A 19,816-nucleotide genomic window follows, 5' to 3' on the forward strand; every position below is an offset into this window, starting at 1 on the left:
GAAACAAACAGTTGCGCAGCTAAGTGACGACATTCCTCAGTATTTCGCCGCCGTGTCACAGTCTTGAAATATTTAACAATTACACTCGCGGCTTGCCATGTTAGCCGGGTAAGCCTGTTGGGCGAATGACACAGGTGTTAGCGCCCTGGGTCGTACGGATCGGTGGTTATTTTCCCGTCGTCATTGTCTAAATAGGAATAGTTGTGACGTGTGGAGCGGCGTTTGTGATGGTCTTGTCAGGACCACAGCCAGTCCAGCCGGCGTAACAGTTGCAGCATCGTAAAGAGGAAATCTTGTGTTTGTGTTGCTGTGCGGCGCAGCCGGACAGTTGGACAAGCCAGGATTTTCAAAAAATAATAGTCTTTTCTGGGGTTAAAGATGATCAATCACAAGCGACTTCGGCTAACGCAAATCGCGTTAAGCCTGTCTATTGCACTGGCGGCGGCACCATCGTTCGCACAGAACACTACGTCTTCCATCGGCGGCCGTATCTCGGCCACCGACGGCAAGCCGGCAGCTGGCGCCACTGTTACCATCGTACACATTGAATCGGGTTCCGTCAGCAATGTGACGACCGATGCGGAAGGCCGTTATGTCGCGCGCGGCTTGCGCGCTGGCGGTCCTTACACGATTACCATCACCAAGAATGGTGAAGTGGAAAAACGCGAAGGCGTTTTTGTGGACTTGGCTGAAACAGCCAACATCGATGCCACATTAGGTGCGCCGATGCAGGTGGTTAGCGTGGTTGGCTCTGGCGTGCGTGCACAGATTTTCAATCGCAACAATATGGGTGCCGGCACCAATATCAGCTCGGCAGAACTGGCTTCCCAGGCATCTATCTCGCGTAGCCTGCAGGACTATGCACGTGCTGACCCGCGCCTGTCGCAAACCGACAAGGATCGTGGCGAGATTTCCGTTGCCGGCCAGAACTCGCGTTACAACTCGATGACGATTGACGGCGTAGCCGTAAACGATACCTTTGGCCTGGAGGCTTCCGGTACTGCTACCGGTAAACAGCCGATTTCGATTGAAGCCATCCAGTCCGTGCAAGTGAACGTCGCCAACTATGACGTGACACAAAAAGGCTACACGGGCGCCAATATCAACGCGGTGACCAAGTCCGGTACTAACAAGGTCAAGGGTAGTGTCTATTATGTCTTCCGCAATGACAAGATGGCCGGTGATCGCTACAACGACACGACTGGCAAATATTATGCGCCACCGAAATCGAAAGACACTACCAAGGGTATCACCCTGGGCGGCCCGCTGATTGAAGACAAGTTGTTCTTGTTTGCAAACTACGAAAAGAGTAGCAGCAGCCGCAGTTCGCCGACGTTTGGTCCGATTGGCAGTGCGCTGACTAACGTGACGATTTCACAAGCGGCTATCGATAGCGCCATTGCGATTGGCCAGAATACCTACGGCATGCCAATCGGTACGTCGGCTGTACCTGGTGGCACCGAATTCACAGCCACTGAAAAGCTGTTGAAGTTGGACTGGAACCTGACCGATACCCAGCGGATGATGCTGCGCTACTCGAAGACCGAACAGTCGGAACCAATCTTCCCTGGCTTCTCGAAAGATGGCTTGTCGCTGAGCTCGTACTGGTATGCCCAGAACAAGAGCTTGGAAACTCTGGTGGCCCAATGGACCTCCGAGTGGACGCCGACTTTTTCGACCGAAGTGAAATTCTCGACGCGCAAATATGATAGTGTGCCGCAGAATAATGCCAATCTTCCATCTATTGGCCTGAAATTTACTGGCGCCGCGCCAATTGGCTCGCCTTCCGGTTTGAGTACTGCAGACCGTTACCTGAATTTCGGTACAGAATCGAGCCGTCAAAAAAACGTCTTGAATAACAAGGCACTGGACGCCTACGTCGGTGCCACGTGGTCGTTGGGTGATCATGAAATTAAGTTCGGTACTGACTATAACGCAACCAAGGCTTACAACGCCTTCTTGCAAAACGTCAATGGTAACTATACATTTGCTTGCTTGACTGGTCTCAGCTACTCGTTTGGTGCCTTGGACTGTGCACAGGCAACGGTTGCTCAACAGCAAGCTGCAATCCTGGAAAACTTCCAGAAGGGGCGCCCTGCTTCCTACACGCTGCAGGCGCCAGTCGCTGGTGGTTCGCTCGATGATGCGATTGCCCGCTTCACGCTGAAAAATATCGGCCTGTTCGTGCAAGACAGCTGGAATGTCAACAAGCAACTGACTGTAATGGCCGGTCTGCGCGTCGACGGTACGCGTATCGGTGAAAAACCAATCCGCAATGTGATCGCAGCTCAGCCTGTAGGCCCTGTCGTCGGTGGTCGTCAAACAGGTGGATTTGGCATCGATAATACGCATACGATCGATGGTGAAAACCTGGTCCAGCCACGTCTGGGCTTCAACTACAAGCTCGATGCGGCACGCCCAACGCAGGTGCGCGGTGGTTTCGGCTTGTTCCAGGGCGCTGCCATGGCCGTTTGGCTGGGTAATCCGTTCCAGAATACGGGTGTGGCCACGCTGAACTATACCTGTAGCTCAACCGGTAAAGCATGCCCTACGAACGACGGTTTCTTCAGTACCGATCCGTTGACCCAACCTAGGAACGTTGGCGCCACTGTCCCTGCCATGAAAGTTGACGTGCTGAGCAGCGATTTGGCACAACCTTCTGTCTGGAAGGGTAATCTGGCGCTGGAGCATGAATTGCCATGGATGGGCCTAGTGTTTGGTGCGGAATACATGCGCACGCAAACCAAGGATGCGATCTACTACCAGGAGCTGAATCTGGGTGCGCCGACCAAGACTGGTACGGATGGCCGCGCATTGTACTGGGGAGCGAATGCTTACCTGAACAAGTGCTGGGATGTAAGCAAGGGTTCCTTGACAGGAAAATCTGATTGCCGTGCTGACACCAAAGCTGGTAACAATGCCGCATTTGGCCAGGTACTGATGGCAACTAAGACCGATAAAGGCGCAGGTAATATCCTGACACTGTCGCTGCGCAGTCCAATGCGTAGTGGTCTCTCGTGGGGTACCTCGTACACCTACACGGACGCTACCGAAGTGTCGCCGCTGAGCTCGTCGACCTCCAGCTCGAACTGGGGTGGCCGTGCTTCGTTCAACCCGAACGAAAACGTTGCCTCCAATTCGAACTACATGGTTAAGGACCGCTTTACTGCCAACGTGAATTGGCAAAAGCGTTTCTTCGGCGAATACAAGACCGGATTCGGTCTGTTCTATGAAGGCCGTAGCGGCAAGCCATATAGCTGGACTTTCAACAATGACTTGAACGGCGACGGCTTGGCTGGTAATGACTTGATGTACATTCCAAAAGCACCAGGTTCGGGCGAAGTGGCTTTCTACGGTACGACTGCAGCTGCTCAGGCCGCTAATGAAGCAGCATTCTGGAAAGTCGTTGATGGAAACGGCGATCTGCGCAAGGCCGCTGGCGGCGTTACTCACCGTAACGATAGCTTCTCTCCCTGGACCAACAGCTTTGATGTGCGTTTCAGCCAGGAGGTGCCGGGCTTCTTTAAAGGAAATAAAGGTATCTTTACCTTTGATATCTTGAACGTTGGTAATATGATCAACCGTAAATGGGGACGTATCAACGAAGTTGCTTTCCAACCGCAAGGTGGCCAGGTACGCAGCTTTGTCGATTTTGTTGGCATCGACCCACAGGGCCGTTATATCTATAACACCCGTCCTGTAACGGAAGGCACGGAAACGCGCCAAGCCAAAGGCGAATCGCAATGGGCACTGCAGGCAACGATCAAGTACGAGTTCTAATCTCGTAGTTGCCTCGTAGCTTGGCAGGTGAAAAACGGCTGGTGGAGACACCCGCCGTTTTTTTATCGACCAGATGGTTTACTCTTTTCTCTTTTTGACAAATATCATTCCATGGCTCACTTCCTACGTACTCCGGCCGCTGCCGCGGCTCTTATTCTGTCTCTGTCTGCCTGCAGCAATTTCGCTTCGGCACCGCAGCCTGCAGCAAGCGGCCCGATTGAAGTGAATTTGGTCGCCCTGAACGATTTTCACGGCAACCTCGACCGCAGCACATTTACTTACACGAGCGCCGCCGATGCCGGGCGCAAGACGGTGCAGGCGGGCGGCATCGATACCTTGTCCGGCGCGTTGACGGCGTGGCGGCGCGAAGATGCGCAGCTGATTTTTGTCGGCAATGGCGACTTGGTGGGCGCCAGTCCGGCCATGTCGGCGCTGTGGGCCGATGAACCGAGCATCGTGGCCATGAACATGCTGGGCATGAAGGCCAGCTCGGTCGGCAACCATGAATTTGACCAGGGCAAGGCGGAACTGCTGCGCCAGCAGCGCGGCGGTTGCGAATCCGTGCGCGCCGACAAGGCATGCAAGTTCACGCCCGATTTCAAGGGCGCCAGCTATACCTATATGGCCGCCAATGTCATCGATACACAAACGGGCAAGTCGCTGTTGCCAGCCTACCGCATTGAAGAGGCGCATGGCGTCAAGGTGGGCTTGATCGGCGCCGTGCTGAAAGATACGCCATCCGTGGTGACGGCCGCCGGCATTGCCGGCCTGCAATTCGGCGATGAGGCTGACGCCATCAACGCCACCTTGCCGCAGTTGCGCGCGCAAGGCGTGGGCGTGTTCGTCGTGTTGCTGCATCAGGGCGGCGAGACGAAGGAAGCCGTCGATCAGCCCGATTGCAGCCACCTGAAGGGCGAAGTGGTCGACGTGGTGAAACGTCTCGATCCGGCGATTCAACTGGTCATCAGCGGTCATTCGCACCAGGGCTATCTGTGCCGTGTCGATGGCCGGCTGGTGACGCAGGCGCAGATGGGCGGACACATGTTGACGCGCATCAAGCTCAAGGTCGATCCCGTCAAGAATGCGCTGATCGATGCCAGCGCACAAAACGTCGTCATGCTGCCCGGCATGTATGCGCCGGACCCGGCCGTGGCCGCCTATCTGGAATCGGTGAAGCAGCGCAGTGCGCAAGAATTGTCGCGTCCGGTGGCCGCCATCGCCGTGCCTATCGTGGGCCGCAGCACCAAGGGTAGCGGCGCTTCGCCGCTGGGCGACCTGGTGGCCGACAGCACCCTGTTCGGCGCGCTCTCTGCCGGTGCACAAATCGGCCTGATGAATAATGGCGGCATCCGCAAGGACCTGGAAGCGGGCGCCGACCTGATGACGAACGTGGGGCAGAACCAGGCGGTTGTCCCGTTCGGCAATACCCTGATCGTGGTCAGTCTGTCCGGCGCGCAAATGCGCACCTTGCTCGAGCAGCAATGGCCGGGCGAAGAGGCAGGCGAGGGTAATGTGCTGCAAGTGTCCGAAGGTTTCAGCTATCGCTGGGACAGCACGCAGCCCCAAGGCCAGCGCGTGCTGCCGGGCAGCATCATGCTCAATGGCATTGCTCTTGAAGACCATCAACAATACCGTGTCGCCGCCAACAGTTTCCTCGCTGGCGGCGGCGACCGCTTTACCGTGCTGGCAGCCGGCACGCGCCGGCTCGACACGGGCGTGCGCGACATCGACGCCTTCAGCAATTACCTGATAGCCCGCGCGCGCGCCGGCAAGCCCGCTGGCAGCGCCACGGCGGCCGGGCGCATTGTGCGCGTCAAATAACTCTACAAGGAAAAACCATGCGTCGCTTATTTGCTTCCGTTCTTGTTTCGAGCCTGTTCGCAGGCACGGCGCACGCCGATTTCAGCATACCCGGCTTTGAACTCGTGCATACCTCGCCGGTGGAAACCAGCTTGACCAATCCCGACCTGCGCGAGCCCGTTGCCGTGTGGAGCGAGCTGTTCGATTCAGCCAAAAAAGAAATCGTCATCGCCCAGTTTTACGCCGTCAGCAAGCCGGGCACGGCTTTTGAAAAAGTGCTGGCCAGTTTGACGGCCGCTGGCCAGCGCGGCGTGAAAATCCGCTTCCTGCTGGACCAGAAGGGCGTGGGCCTGTCGGAAGCGGCGACCATCGCCCAGCTCAAGGCGATTCCCAATCTGGACTTGCGCCTCATCGACTTCAATAAAATTACGGGCAACGGCATCGTGCACGCCAAATACCTGGTCGTCGATGGCCAGGTGGCGTATATCGGCAGCCAGAATTTCGACTGGCGCTCGTTCGAGCACATCCATGAAACGGGCTTGAAGATCACGCAAGCCGCCATGGTGAGCCAGGTGCAAGCCATCTTCGAGCAGGATTGGCAAGCCCAGGCGTTGACGTCGCAAGGCGGCCGCGCCGCGGTGCTCAACAGCAAGGTCGTGCAGGCCAATTACGCGCAAAAATGCATTCCTGCTGGCCAGCCCGAATGCCTATAACCCGGCAGGCGTGGGCGACTCGGAAACGGGTTTGCCCGCCTTGCTGGCGGAAGCGAAAAGCGAAGTGCGCATCCAGTTGCTCGATTACGCGCCGCTGTCGTACGGCCCGAACCGCACGCGTCCGTACTACGCCGTGATCGACAATGCCGTGCGCGCAGCCGCCCAGCGTGGGGTGAAAATCAAGCTGATGGTGTCAAGCTGGAATACGGAAGCGCCGGCTATTGCCTACCTGAAAAGCCTGGCCCTGGTACCGAATGTGGAAATGCGCATCGTGACGATTCCTGCCGCCTCGACGGGTTTCATTCCATTTGCGCGCGTGATCCACAGCAAGACCATGAGCATCGACGGCAAGCTGGCCTGGGTCGGCACGAGTAACTGGGCTGGCGGCTATTTTGACTTGTCGCGCAACCTGGAAGTGGTGCTGCGCAACGAGCAGATGGCACAGCGGATTGCCGCGCTGCATGAGCAGACGTGGAGTTCGGTCTATGCGCAGCCTATCGACATCAATAAGCGGTATCCGAAACCGGCGAAAGCCGCGCCGCAAGACAAGGAGTCGTCGTGAGCATGAAAAAATTAATCTGCGTGCTGGCGCTGGGCGCCGCCTTCACCTCCGGCAATGTGCTGGCCTGGGGTAATGACGGCCACCGCGCCGTGGGGGCCATTGCCGATCAATTGCTCAAGGGTAGTGCCGCCCAGCTTTAGGTGGCCAAGTTGTTATTGCCGGGCGAAAGCCTGGAAAAGATCGCCAACTGGCCCGATTGCGTGAAGGGCACGTATTGCGGCCCGCAATCGCCGGAAATGCTGAGCTATGTGGCGGCAAATCCCAAACATGGTGAATATCATTACACCAACGTGCCATTCCAGAACGCGCACTACCATGATCATGGCGTGGGCACGGCCGACGACGATATCGTGCAAACCTTGAAACGGGCGATTCTGGTATTGCAGGGCAAGGCTGATGCGCTCAGCAATCCGCACGGTTTCAGCCAGCGCGAAGCGCTGATCTTGATCACGCATCTGGTGGGCGATATTCACCAGCCTTTGCATGTGGGCAATGCGTTTCTCGGCAAGGATGGTCAGTTTTTCGTGCCCGCCACGCAGGCGCAGATCGACGACGTCAGCATTTTCAATGCACGCGGTAGCAATGATTTGTTGCTCGACGATGCGAAGGTGACGGCGCTGTCGGAGGCCCTGATTCCTGCGCCGCTGCCGGTGCAAGAAGGCATGGCGAAAGCGCCTGCCTATCCGAAGTCGCCCACCAAGCCCTTGCACTCTTACTGGGACAGTACGGTAGTCGATTACGCCATGCGCCGCCTGAGTACGCGCACGCCACAGCAGTTTGCCAGTACGGTGATCAGCAGCCAGCCACAAGTGAGCCGCAATACGGGCGAGCCCGTTACCTGGCCGTATCAGTGGGCCGATGCCTCGCTGGCGGCGTCCAAGGTTGCTTTCACGGATGTGCGAGCCGGTCCGGCCATGCCGCAGACCAGCCGCAAGGGCGAGCTCTACCATGTGTGGGCTTTGACGGTGCCAGATCACTATCCGGTGCCCAGCTCGGCGCTGGCGAAGCAGCAGCTGATCGAGGCGGGCTATCACCTGGCTGCCGTGTTGCAGGCGATCTGGCAAGAATAAGCTGGGTAATGGAAAGCGATATGCAAAAACCCCGCAAGTTGCTTAGCAACTTGCGGGGTTTTTGCATTGCTCAGTGCACTCTGAAACTTAGCGCGATTTGACGAACGGTATGCCGATAGCCTTGGGGGCGATGGACTTCGCCATCAAGCCTGCCAGCACGATCACGGTGACCACGTACGGCACCATCTGGATCAGCGAGCCTGGGATGCGGCCCACGACCGGCAAATCCACGCCTTCGATCTGGATCTGGATGGCGGCGAAGAAGCCGAACATCAAGCAGCCGAGGAAAGTGTAGATGGGGCGCCAGTTGCCGAACACCATCGCCGTCAGGGCCAGATAGCCGGCGCCGGCCGACATGTCGCGCAGGAAGAAGCCGCTTTGCACGATGGCCAGGTAGGCGCCCGAGAACGAGCACAGGATGCCGGCCACCAGCATGGCCAGGTAGCGCGTCGCTTCCACGCTCACGCCGGCCGAGTCGGCCGCATGCGGGTTTTCGCCGCAGGCGCGCAGGCGCAGGCCGAAGCGCGTGTGGTACAGCAGCCAATGCACGAGTGGTATCAGCAGGAATGCCACATACACGAGGATGGAATGGCCGCCGATCAGGTGGGCATAGACCCAGCCGATGACGGGAATGTGCTCCACGTACTGTGTGCCAGGCAAGACCACGTCAAACAGCCGCGCCGAACCGAGGTCGGGCGCCCGCCCGCCTTGCTGGAAGAAAAATTGCGCCAGAACAAAGGTCAGGCCGCTCATGGCGATGTTGATGGCCATGCCGGCCACCAGCTGATTGCCCTTTTGCGTGATGCTGACATAGGCTTGCAGCAAGGCCAGGGCGACGCAGACGAGCATGCCCGCTGCCATGCCGTAATACGGGTTTTGCGTGGTGTAGGCTACGGCAGCGGAAGCGAAGGCACTGGCCAGTATCTTGCCTTCCAGGCCGATGTCGATCATGCCGCTGCGTTCGGCGAACAGGCCGGCCATGGCGGCAAAGATCAGGACGGGCGCATTGCGCACGGTCGATACCAGGATGCTGGCGAAATGAAAGTCGTCGAGTGTCATGGTGTTAGCCTTTGGTGCGCTTGAGCAGGGCGGAAATGGCCGGTGCGTAGAAGTTTTCCATGGCGCCGCAGAACAGGATGATCAAGCCCTGGATGAAAATGAAGGTTTCCGTCGGGATATTTGGTTTTTCCAGCGACAAATCAAAACCGCCCTGTATCAGCGCGCCAAACAGCACGGCCGATAAAAAGATGCCGACCGGATGCTGGCGGCCCATCAGGGCGATGGCGATGCCGATGAAGCCGGCGCCACCGACGAAATTGAGCGACAGATAATGCGTCGAACCCATGATGGAATTGACGGAACCGAGGCCGGCCAGCGCGCCGGAAATGAGCATGACGATGATGATCATCTTGCTGATCGACACGCCCGCATAGTGGGCCGCATGCTTGTTGAGGCCCGTGGCGCGCAGCTTGAAGCCCCACGACGAGCGCCAGACCATCACGCCGTAAATCACCAGCGCGGCAATCGCCAGCAAGAAACTGATGTTCAGCGGGGTGTCGCCCAGTGCCGGGAACCAGGTGGAGAGGCGCGGCATTTCGCCGCTTTCCGCAAACACGCGGCTGGCCGTGTTTTGCTCACCCGGCGGAATCAGGTATTTCACGATCACGAAGTTCATCAGACTGGCGGCGATGAAATTGAACATGATGGTGGTGACCACGATATGGCTGCCGCGCTTGGCTTGCAGATAGCCGGGCAGCAAGCCCCACAGCGCGCCGAACAGGGCCGCGCCCAGCATGGCGGCGGGAATCAGCAGCCAGGCAGGCAGGGTCTGGTCGAAGGCCAGCATGGCCACCGTCAAGCCCAGGCCGCCGATATACATCTGGCCTTCGGAACCGATATTGAACAAGCCGGCCTGCATTGCCACGGAAACCGACAGGCCCGTGAAGATGAAGGTGCTGGCGTAGAACAGGGTGTAGCTCAAGCCTTCCGGATTGAGGATGGCGCTGTTGACGAGGATACCCAGCGATTCGGCCGGGTCCTCGCCCAGCATATAAATGACCAGGGCTGCGACCAGCAAGGCCGACAGCAGGTTTAACATGGGCATGACAAAGGCTGTCGCCCAGCGTGGCAAGTCGTTATTCATGATTTATGCATTCCCCCCATCAGCAGACCGATGCGGGTGGTATCGAATTCTTCAATTTTCAGTTCGCCGGTGATGCGTCCGCCGCACATGACCAGAATGCGGTCGGCCAGCGCCCGCACTTCTTCCAGTTCGACGGACACCAGCAGGATCGCCACGCCCGCGTCGCGCAGGGCCAGCAATTGCGTATGGATGCTTTCGATGGTGCCGATATCGACGCCGCGCGTGGGCTGGCCCACCAGCATCAGTTTCGGCTTGGCCAGCACTTCGCGCGCGATCACCACCTTTTGCTGGTTACCGCCCGACAGCAGGCCTATGCGCAAGTCCGGGTTCGCCGGGCGTACGTCGAAAGTCTTCAGCAGCTCCGCGCAGCGCGCGCCGATGGCCTTGAAGTTGAACAAGCCCCAGCGGTTTTTCAGCTGGTCCTGGTAGCCGAGGATGGTGTTTTGCATGACGGAGAAATTTTTCACCACGCCATCGCGCAAGCGGTCTTCCGGAATGTGGGCGATGCCCAGTTCGCGGAAGGCCAGCGGCAAGCCGTCGGCATCAGTACGCTTGGCAAATGGCAAGTCCTTGTCCAGGAAGCGCAGCTTGCCCGAGGTGGGCAAACGCATGCCGGACAGAATTTCCAGCAGTTCGCTCTGGCCATTGCCGGAAACACCCGCGATGGCGACGATTTCGCCGGCGCGCAAGTTGAAGCCTATGTCGGCCAGCAACTTGACTTGCTGCGCGTCGGCCAGTTGCAAACCGTCCACTTCCAGCACCGTGGCGCCCGGATTGTAGGGCGCGCGTGGCAGATGACTCTGGATAGGGCGGCCCACCATCATATTGGCCAGTTCCTCTTTCGAGGTGCTTGCCGTGGTAACGGCGCCCACCACCGTGCCGCCGCGCATGACGGTGACGCTATCGGTGATTTCCAGGATCTCTTGCAGCTTGTGCGTGATCAGGATGATGGTCTTGCCTTGCTCCTTGAACAGGCGCAAGATTTCAAACAGCGAGGCCGTTTCCTGGGCCGTCAGCACGGCTGTCGGCTCGTCGAGGATCAGGATGTTGGCGCTGCGATAAATCTGCTTGAGGATTTCCACGCGCTGCTGCGCCCCGACGGACAGGTCTTCGATCTTCGCCAGCGGGTCGACGTCGAGGCGGTAGCGCGCGCAAATGTCGCGCAATTTGGCTTCCGCTTCGATGCGGTGGCTGGCCAAGCGAAAACCGCCTTCCGTGCCCAGCATGATATTGTCGAGGACGGTGAAATTCTCGACCAGCATGAAATGCTGGTGCACCATGCCGATACCGAGATTGATCGCTTCCTGGCTGTTGCGGATAGGCTGTACTTTTCCGTCGAGCAAGATTTCTCCGCCGTCGGCACGGTAATACCCGTACAGGATGCTCATCAAGGTCGATTTGCCGGCGCCATTTTCCCCCACCAGGCCGTGGATACTGCCCTTGGCGATGGAAAAACTGACGTCGGCGTTCGCCTTCACATGTCCAAAATGCTTGGAAATGCTGCGAAATTCTACTGCTGGCTGCATAGGTTCATAACTGGATAGTTTCATGGAAACGCGCCGCGCGGAGACAGGCCCCGGCGGCGCGCTAAAAGATACGGAGAAAAATTAAACCGGGCAGCTGCTGCCGACGCGGTAATCGATCACTTTGATCTTGCCATCGATAATGTCCTTACGCGCACCCAACACGCGCTTCTCGATTTCTGGCGTAATCAGCTTGCGGTTGTTGGCATCGAGCGCCCAGTCCACGCCGCCTTCTTTCAAGCCTTTATAGCTGACGCCACCCTTCCAGGTGCCGTTCTTGACTTCCATGAAGCTGTCGTAGACGGTGTTGTCGACGCGCTTGACCATCGAGGTCAGGATGCTGCCTGGGTACAAATGGTTCTGGTTCGAATCGACGCCGATGGCCAGCTTGCCTTTTTCCTTGGCCATTTGCAGCGTGCCCATGCCGCTGCCGCCGGCGACGGCGAAGACGACATCGACGCCGCGCTCGAATTGCGAGCGGGCCAGTTCGCCACCCTTGGCCGGGTCGTTCCAGGCGCCGGACGTGGTGCCGACCATGTTTTGCGTGATTTCCGCCTTGGCATTGACGGCCTTGACGCCTTGCGCGTAGCCGCAAGCGAAGTTGCGGATCAGGGGAATATCAATGCCGCCGATGAAGCCGACCTTCTTGCTCTTGCTGGCCATGGCCGCAGCCACGCCCACCAGGTAGGAGCCTTCTTCTTCCTTGAAGACGACGGAATTGACGTTGCTGCCGGTGGCCTGGCCGTCGATCAGCACGAATTTGACGTTCGGGAATTCCTTGGCGACCTTTTGCACGGCTTGCGTTTGCGCAAAGCCGATGGCGGCGATCATGTCGAGTTTCTTGCGGGCCAGGCCACGCATGACTTGTTCAGCCTGCGTATCGCTCGAGGCCTGCACTTCGATGAAGGAAATGCCCGTGTCTTTTTTGAAGCGCGAGGCGCCTTCGAAAGCGGATTGGTTGAACGACTTGTCGAACTTGCCGCCCGCGTCATACACGACACCCAGTTTTGGGGTAGCCGCGGACGCTTGAGCAGCTAAAAATGCAGCTGCGATCGTCAAACTAAATTGTGTAAGTTTCATGAGTGGCTCCTGGAAGATCGATATTGTATATTTTTTATAGGTCAAACATATAATTTGGGGCCGATTTAGCCTGTTTTTGATGCACGAGCTGATGATTCCTTATCAACATTGCACCGTATTGCACAAGATTATGCACAAGATGATTGCTGGCTTCGTGTATTTCCCTGCCATCAGTGTGATGCTCGCGCAACAGTCGCGCCCCATCTCTTTTATAGTGACAACATCGAATGGGGCTGCCGGAGCGGGCTGGAATACGCCGTCAGCTGACGCGCAGGGCAGGCGCAGGACCGGCGCCACGATGGGCGTCCGGTTCACTATGCATCATGCTAGATATGTATGACAAATACGTTTTTGTTTGGCTATTTATATGATAGCCATATAAATTGGAATGCAAACCCAAAACGAAGGGTTGGAGTCGGACCCTGAGTCCGCCCCGGTCTTGCTGCTTTTCGGGTTGGCGTTGCTTGCTGACACTTGAGGCTTTGCCTCAATTCGCTGGGGGATTGAGGATATTGAGGAAGGCCCGCACGACGGGAGCGTCGTCGAGCGTCGTGTAGCTGATGTACAGGTTGGCCGATGGCGGATTGGTCTTGATCGGCAGGAAGACGACGCCGGGCCAGCCGATGCGGCTCGTCGTTTCCGGTACCAGGGTGACGCCCAGGCCCGCGCCCACCATGGCCAGCAGGGTTTGCGGTTCGCTCGCTTCCTGAAAGATCACGGGTTCGAAACCGGCATTGATGCAACATTGCACCAGGTAGCGGGGAAAGGCGGATTTATCGAGGTTGAGGGTGAGCATGGGCTCAAGGGCGATGTCGATCAGCTCGATGGCCGTGTTTTTCGCCAGCGGATGGTGTTCGTTGACGGCCACGCACACGTTTTCGCGAAAGCATAGTTCCTGGCGTAAATTATCGTGACGCAAGTCGTCGTCGTTGAGCTTGGGTTCGCGCCAGAAACCTACATCGATTTGCTTGGCGCGCAAGGCTTCGTATTGCACCGTGGGACCGAGTTCGTGGATGGTCCAGGTGACGCGGGGAAATTTGCTTTGGAACTCTTCGAGCAGGCTGGGGATGGGGCCCCACATGGCCGAGCCGACGATGCCGACGCGCAAGCGGCCCACTTCGCCACGGTCGATCTGGCGGATGGTGTCGATGGTCATGCGCATCTTGGCCAGCAGGTCGGCCGCCTCTTGCATCAGCGCCTTGCCGGCCACGGTCAGCTCGAACGTGCGCGTGGTGCGCGCAAACAGGCGCACGCCCAGTTCGCTTTCCAGTTTCATGATCTGCTGGCTCAGGGGCGGCTGCGAGATATGCAGGCGCTCGGCAGCGCGGCTGAAGCTTTTCTCCTCGGCAACGGCAAGAAAATACTTTAACTGTTTCAGATCGATGGACATGCTTTCCTTGGCGTTGCGTGTTGCTAGGCGATAACGCTGTGTGCGCAGCGCGGGCAGTACGCACACTTCTATACAGCAGTCTTATTATCGTGCCACGACTACCTGCATGGCAATGGCCAGCTTGCTTCCCACTTGCGCATTGTGCTTGACCAGGGCGATATTCGTTGCCAGGCTGCGGCCATCCGTCAACTGCTTGATGCGTGACAACAGGAATGGCGTGACTTGCTTGCCTTTCACGCCGCCCGCATCGGCTTCTTGCAGTGCTTGCGCGGTAATGGCATCGATTTCTTCCTTGGGCATGGCTTGCGCGGCCGGCACGGGATTGCTGACGACGACGCCGCCTTGCAAGCCCAGTTGCCACTTGGTGTTGATGAAGGCAGCCTGCTCGGCGGCCGTATCGAGGCGGAAATCTGCCTTGAAACCGCTTTCGCGCGTAAAAAAGGCAGGAAAACCTTCCTGGCCCACGCTGATGACGGGCACGCCGTGCGTTTCCAGGTATTCCAGGGTCAGGCCAATGTCGAGGATGGATTTGACGCCCGCGCAGACCACGGCGACCGAGGTTTGCGCCAGTTCTTGCAAGTCGGCGGAAATGTCGAAGCTGGTTTCCGCGCCGCGGTGCACGCCGCCGATGCCGCCCGTGACGAACACGGCGATGCCAGCCAATTGCGCGCAAATCATGGTGGCGGCCACGGTGGTGGCGCCCAACTTGCCTTGCGACAAGACGAACGGCAGGTCGCGGCGGCTCACTTTCATGGCCTCGGGCGAAGTGCCCAGCAATTCCAGTTGCTCGGGCGACAGGCCGATGCAGATCTTGCCGTCGATGATGGCAATGGTGGCCGGCACGGCACCGCCGTCACGGATGATCTGTTCCACTTCGCGCGCCATTTCCACGTTTTGCGGATACGGCATGCCGTGCGAAATGATGGTCGATTCGAGTGCCACGATGGCCTTGCCGGCGGCGCGCGCGTCCAGCACTTCTTGCGAGAACGAAAGGAAATTATTCAATTGCGTCATGTTTCAATCCTGTTGAAAGAGGGTAGGGGGAGGTGGCGCCAGATCGGCGTCGTCAATGTCGTCGAGTGCGCCGGCCGAAATCAGGGGCGAGACGGTGGCCGCCGATTCCAGCGTCATGGCGGCCAGCTTCAGGCCGCGCCGGCAGGCCAGTTTCAAATCGCTGCTGTCGTGATAGAGCGACCAGCAGACGGCGGCGGAAAAGGCGTCGCCGGCGCCTGTCACGTCGACGGCGTCCACTTCGCGCGCGGCCAGGTGCATGACGGGCGCGTCCTGGCTGTCGCCATCGGTGAAGTACACGCCTTCGCTGCCGCAGGTGACGATCACCTGGCGCGCACCCTGGCGCTGCACTTCGCGGCAGGCAGCGCGCACATCAAATGCCGTCGGCAAAGCGCGCGCCACGCGCGTTTCCAGTTCGCCCCGGTTGAGGATCAGCAGATGCAAGCCCGTCAGGTCTTGCGGCAGGTGCGCCATCTTTGGCTGCGAGACGGCGACGATGACCAGCGGCGTAGCGTGAGTCGCATCCTGGCGCGCGTCGGCCAGCAGTGCCTGCACGCTGTCGTGGCCCAGGTTCAGGTCACAGACGGTGAGGGCGGCGGCGGCACGCTGCGGCTGGCGGCTGTGCAAAAATGCCGGCGTCAGCTGTTCATACAGTTGCATGTTCGCCATCGCCAGCAGCATTTCGCCATGTTCGTCGAGCACCGCCGTGTAAGTGCCGCTACTGGTATTGTTCAAATGCAAGCTACCGCGCATGTCGATGCCCGCGTCTTCCGCGTGCGTCTGCAGGGCGTGGCCTGCGGCATCGTCGCCCAGTGCCGTCAGCAGGGCCACGGGGAGCGACAGGCGGGCCAGGTTTTCCGCAATGTTGCGGCCCACGCCACCAAACACTTCTTCCGAGCGCACGGGATTCGAGGTGCCCATCTGCAGGGTCGCCAGGGTGCGCATCTTGCGGTCGAGGTTGGCGGCGCCTATGCACAGCACGGGGCGGCTGTCGGGGAGTACGTAGGCGCGTCCCAGCAAACGGCGCTCACGTATCAGTCCGGCGATATGGCCGGCGACGGCCGAGCGCGACAAGCCCAGTTCGCTCGCCAGGTCTTGCTGCGAGATGAAGGGGTTGTTGCGTATCAGCGTGTATAGCTGGTCTTTTTTATTGGGATCGGTCACAAGGTAGTCGCGGAAGTTCTAAACATTTGTCTAAAACTGTAAACATTTGTCTTTTTTCTGTCAAGCTTGTATTTTGCTTGTATTTAGCCTGCATAGGAAGCTTGTGCCAATTTCGCCTCAGTCATGCCGGGAAAGTGCGCGTATACAGCTTGTACACAGGTATTTTGCGCACATCGCAAGGGCCGTGTGGGCGCTGGCAGGTGAGTGCCTGCCTGGACTATAATATCGGCCATTTATATTTGAATTGTATAAATGGGCAAGAAAAATGGTATTTGCCATACATAATCCGTTTGATGCATAGTGGCGGAAAATAGTGGCAATACGCATCTGGATAGTCCAGCAACACCCTTACATACCCGATACCTGGGCGCGATACTATGCGTACACCGCCGCGCAGGCCGCACCATCATCATTAGCCAATCAGAGGATAACCATGTCGAATAACACCCCTTTCTACGCCGCCGAAATCATCCGTGCCCGCATCCCAGAAAATTTCAAGCCGCGCGTGGCAATGATCCTCGGCTCCGGCCTCGGTGTGTTGGCCGAGCAGATGACGGATGCCGTCAGCATCAGCTTTGACGAATTGCCAGGTTTCCCGATCAGCACCGTGCACGGTCACGCTGGCGAACTGGTGGTCGGCACCCTGTCGGGCGTCGCCGTCGTCTGCATGAAGGGCCGTGGCCACTTTTATGAAGGCTATGGCATGGGCGTGATGACGAGCGCTATCCGCACCCTGAAGCTGCTGGGCTGCGAAATGCTGTTCGTCACCAACGCCGCCGGTTCCTTGCGCCCTGAAGTGGACGCCGGTAGCCTGGTGGCCATCAGCGACCATATCAACCTGCTGCCAGGCACGCCGATGGTCGGCCCCAACGATGACCGCTTTGGCCCGCGCTTCTTCAGCATGGCCAACGCCTATGACGCCGAACTGCGCCAGCAAGTCAAGGACACGGCGGCCGCCAGCGGCATCACCCTGCACGAAGGCGTATTCGTCGCTTACCCAGGTCCGAACTTCGAGACGGCCGCCGAAATCCGCATGATGGCCCGCCTGGGCGCCGACACGGTCGGCATGTCGGTGGTGCCGGAAGTGGTCTCGGCCCGTCATTGCGACTTGAAAGTGGTGGGCGTGTCGGTCATCACCAACCTGGCCGAAGGCATGTCGCCATTCGCCCTGTCGCACGAGCAAACCTTGAAATACGCGGCCATTGGCGCGAAAGACCTGGTCAAGCTGATCCTCGCTTTCCTGGCCAAAGTGGCTGAAAAACCGCAAGCCTAAGATTGTAAAACGTTTCATTTTTTATGCAGTAGCGGCGCGCTGATCATCGGCGCTGCCGCGCGGCAGGCCGGAAAAATCCGGCCTACACTGTCCGCATCCTCCACAAAGCGAGCCTTATCATGTCACGCGCATTTATCCTCCTGCTTGATTCCTTCGGCCTTGGCGCGACGCCAGACGCTGCCAAGTATGGCGACGCAGGTGCCAATACCTTTGGCCACATTGCCAGCACTGTCGCCAAAAGCGGCAAGACCTTGAAACTCCCGAACATGGAACGCCTGGGACTGGGCGCAGCGGCGCACCTCGCCAGCGGCGAATGGGCCGTGGGCTTCGACCAGCGCGACGGTTTCACCGGCGCCTACGGCGCGGCGCGCGAGCGCTCCACCGGCAAGGACACGCAGAGCGGCCACTGGGAAATCGCCGGCGTGCCCGTCGAATTCGACTGGGGCTACTTCCCCCGCACCACGCCGTCCTTCCCCGCCGACCTGACCGACAAGCTCAAAGCCATGTCGGGCGTGCCCGGCTTCCTGGGCGACTGCCATGCCTCGGGCACGGACATCATCAACAAGCATGGCGATGAACACGTCGCTACCGGCAAGCTGATTATCTATACCTCGGGCGACTCGGTGATGCAGATCGCCGCGCATGAAGAATCGTTTGGCCTGGAGCGTCTGTATGCCGTGTGCGAAATGGCTTTCAAGCTGGTGGAACCGTACAACATTGGCCGCGTCATCGCCCGTCCGTTCACCGGCAGCAATGGCAACTACACGCGCACCAGCAACCGCCACGACTATGCCGTCGCGCCGCCAAGCAAGACCTTGCTCGATCACGTCAAGGATGCGGGCGGCGAAGTTGTCGGTCTGGGCAAGATCAGCGACATTTTCGCGACCCAGGGCATTTCGCGCGTCGTCAAGGGCGTCGACAACATGGCGCTGTTTGAAGCGCTGTTGAAAACGGCCGATGAAGTGCAGGACAAGTCGCTTACTTTTGTCAACTTCGTCGATTTCGACCAGGCGTTCGGCCACCGTCGCAACGTCGAGGGCTATGCCGATGCGCTGCGCGAAATGGATGGTCGCCTGCCGGAATTCATCGCCAAGCTCAAAGATGGCGACCTCGTCGTGATCACCGCCGACCATGGCTGCGACCCCACCTGGCCCGGCTCCGACCATACCCGTGAACATATACCGATGATTTTCTTCGGCCCCGGCATCGCCCCGCGCGCACTGGGCATTTCCGAGACCTTCTCCGATATTGGCCAAACCCTCGCCAAGCATCTTGGCGTGCCACCACTTGCTAATGGAAGCAGCTTGTTATGACACTCATGCACCCCGACTTCAAGCGTAACGAGGCCGTTGGCCTCGACCTGGGCTGGATCAACCAGATCCGCGTCAACCGCGCCGCGACAGATCGCCGCGCGGCCAGCCTGGCGAACCGCCGTACGGTGAAAAAGGAATACCAGGCTGCCTGGCTGGTCAAGGCCATCGAGGTGATCGACTTGACCACCCTCGGTGGCGACGATACGCCGGGTCGCGTCGAGCGCCTGTGCATGAAGGCCATGCGCCCGCTGCGCGCCGACCTGATGGCAGCGCTGGGCTTGACCGAATTGAGCACCGGCGCCGTGTGCGTGTACCACGAAATGATTCAACCGGCCGTGAAAGTCATCCAGGGCCGTTTGCCCATCGCTGCCGTGTCGACCGGTTTCCCGGCTGGCCTGACGAGCATGGAAACGAAGCTGCGCGAGATCGAACTGTCGGTCGCGGCAGGCGCTTCGGAAATCGATATCGTCATCACGCGCCAGCACGTCTTGAATGGCAACTGGCAGGTGCTGTACGACGAAATGCTGGCTTACCGCAAGGCTTGCGGCGCAGCGCACGTGAAGGCGATTCTCGCCACTGGCGACTTGCTGACGATGGAAAACGTGGCCAAGGCGTCGTGGGTCTGCATGATGGCAGGCGCTGATTTCATCAAGACGTCCACAGGGAAAGAGGGCGTTAACGCCACCATTCCCGTGGCCCTGACGATGGTGCGCACGATCCGCGAATACCACGAGCAAACGGGCTTTCAGGTGGGCTTCAAGCCGGCCGGCGGCGTCAGCTCGGCCAAGAGCGCGCTGCAGTATCTGACCCTGATGAAGGAAGAGCTGGGTAATGAATGGCTGCAGCCGCACCTGTTCCGCATCGGCGCTTCCAGCCTGCTGACCGACATCGAGCGCCAGCTCGAGCACTACGTCACCGGCAGCTACTCGGCCAATCATCGTCACGCACAACCTTAAAGAACATTCGTCATGCCTACAATTAACGAGATTCTCAC

General features: G+C 58.8%; 16 protein-coding genes. 9 read left to right on the plus strand and 7 right to left on the minus strand.

Going from position 1 to position 19,816, the window contains the following annotated elements; all coding sequences use genetic code 11:
• Positions 1-378 precede the first annotated feature (378 nt).
• The 6 genes from H4V96_RS03285 (at position 379) to H4V96_RS03300 (ending at position 7,925) form a co-directional block, all read left to right on the plus strand.
• Positions 379-3,780, plus strand: a complete 3,402-nt coding sequence (locus H4V96_RS03285) for a TonB-dependent receptor (RefSeq protein WP_196856966.1) — start codon at positions 379-381, stop codon at positions 3,778-3,780.
• Between the two features lie 222 nt (positions 3,781-4,002).
• Positions 4,003-5,601, plus strand: coding sequence for a bifunctional metallophosphatase/5'-nucleotidase (locus H4V96_RS03290; RefSeq protein WP_196856967.1), 1,599 nt, complete (start codon positions 4,003-4,005; stop codon positions 5,599-5,601).
• Between the two features lie 17 nt (positions 5,602-5,618).
• Entirely contained in the window at positions 5,619-6,293 is a 675-nt protein-coding gene (locus H4V96_RS22455) for a phospholipase D-like domain-containing protein (RefSeq protein WP_334686060.1), read from the plus strand.
• A gap of 10 nt (positions 6,294-6,303) precedes the next feature.
• Complete coding sequence (locus H4V96_RS22460; RefSeq protein ID WP_334686061.1) at positions 6,304-6,855, plus strand: phospholipase D-like domain-containing protein; 552 nt, start codon at positions 6,304-6,306, stop codon at positions 6,853-6,855.
• A gap of 2 nt (positions 6,856-6,857) precedes the next feature.
• Positions 6,858-6,995 (plus strand): hypothetical protein, encoded by a 138-nt coding sequence (locus tag H4V96_RS22465; RefSeq protein ID WP_334686062.1) that lies wholly within the window; start codon positions 6,858-6,860, stop codon positions 6,993-6,995.
• Positions 6,996-7,925 (plus strand): S1/P1 nuclease, encoded by a 930-nt coding sequence (locus H4V96_RS03300; protein ID WP_334686063.1) that lies wholly within the window; start codon positions 6,996-6,998, stop codon positions 7,923-7,925. It begins immediately after the preceding gene.
• Positions 7,926-8,012: 87 nt separating this feature from the next.
• On the opposite strand, the gene H4V96_RS03305 is transcribed toward H4V96_RS03300, so the two are convergent.
• The 7 genes from H4V96_RS03305 to H4V96_RS03335 all read right to left on the minus strand — a co-directional run bounded on the left by H4V96_RS03305 (position 8,013) and on the right by H4V96_RS03335 (position 16,236).
• Positions 8,013-8,984 carry an ABC transporter permease gene (locus tag H4V96_RS03305; protein WP_196856968.1) on the minus strand — a complete coding sequence of 324 codons (972 nt, stop codon included), beginning with the start codon at positions 8,982-8,984 and terminating at the stop codon, positions 8,013-8,015.
• Positions 8,985-8,988: 4 nt separating this feature from the next.
• Entirely contained in the window at positions 8,989-10,068 is a 1,080-nt protein-coding gene (locus H4V96_RS03310) for an ABC transporter permease (protein WP_010395063.1), read from the minus strand.
• A complete protein-coding gene (locus tag H4V96_RS03315; RefSeq protein ID WP_196856969.1) occupies positions 10,065-11,594 on the minus strand; it encodes an ABC transporter ATP-binding protein in 1,530 nt (509 codons plus the stop codon). The genes H4V96_RS03310 and H4V96_RS03315 overlap by 4 nt, the downstream gene beginning before the upstream one ends.
• A gap of 81 nt (positions 11,595-11,675) precedes the next feature.
• Positions 11,676-12,671, minus strand: a complete 996-nt coding sequence (locus H4V96_RS03320; protein WP_029496166.1) for a BMP family ABC transporter substrate-binding protein — start codon at positions 12,669-12,671, stop codon at positions 11,676-11,678.
• 487 nt (positions 12,672-13,158) lie between these two features.
• Positions 13,159-14,061 carry a LysR family transcriptional regulator gene (locus tag H4V96_RS03325; RefSeq protein ID WP_010395069.1) on the minus strand — a complete coding sequence of 301 codons (903 nt, stop codon included), beginning with the start codon at positions 14,059-14,061 and terminating at the stop codon, positions 13,159-13,161.
• Between the two features lie 84 nt (positions 14,062-14,145).
• Entirely contained in the window at positions 14,146-15,066 is a 921-nt protein-coding gene (locus H4V96_RS03330; protein WP_196856974.1) for a pseudouridine-5'-phosphate glycosidase, read from the minus strand.
• Between the two features lie 12 nt (positions 15,067-15,078).
• Positions 15,079-16,236, minus strand: coding sequence for a carbohydrate kinase (locus H4V96_RS03335; protein ID WP_010395072.1), 1,158 nt, complete (start codon positions 16,234-16,236; stop codon positions 15,079-15,081).
• A gap of 433 nt (positions 16,237-16,669) precedes the next feature.
• On the opposite strand from H4V96_RS03335, the gene xapA reads away from it, so the two are divergent.
• The 3 genes from xapA (at position 16,670) to deoC (ending at position 19,778) form a co-directional block, all read left to right on the plus strand.
• Positions 16,670-17,509, plus strand: a complete 840-nt coding sequence (xapA, locus tag H4V96_RS03340) for a xanthosine phosphorylase (protein WP_010395075.1) — start codon at positions 16,670-16,672, stop codon at positions 17,507-17,509.
• A 119-nt stretch (positions 17,510-17,628) separates the two neighbouring features.
• On the plus strand, positions 17,629-18,822 hold the full coding sequence (locus tag H4V96_RS03345) for a phosphopentomutase (RefSeq protein WP_196856971.1): 1,194 nt from the start codon (positions 17,629-17,631) through the stop codon (positions 18,820-18,822).
• Positions 18,819-19,778 carry a deoxyribose-phosphate aldolase gene (gene deoC / locus H4V96_RS03350; RefSeq protein ID WP_010395077.1) on the plus strand — a complete coding sequence of 320 codons (960 nt, stop codon included), beginning with the start codon at positions 18,819-18,821 and terminating at the stop codon, positions 19,776-19,778. Before H4V96_RS03345 ends, deoC begins: the two co-directional genes overlap by 4 nt.
• Positions 19,779-19,816 lie beyond the last annotated feature (38 nt).

Source organism: Janthinobacterium sp. CG_23.4 (assembly GCF_029892305.1).
Classification (GTDB): Bacteria; Pseudomonadota; Gammaproteobacteria; order Burkholderiales; family Burkholderiaceae_D; genus Janthinobacterium; species Janthinobacterium lividum_D.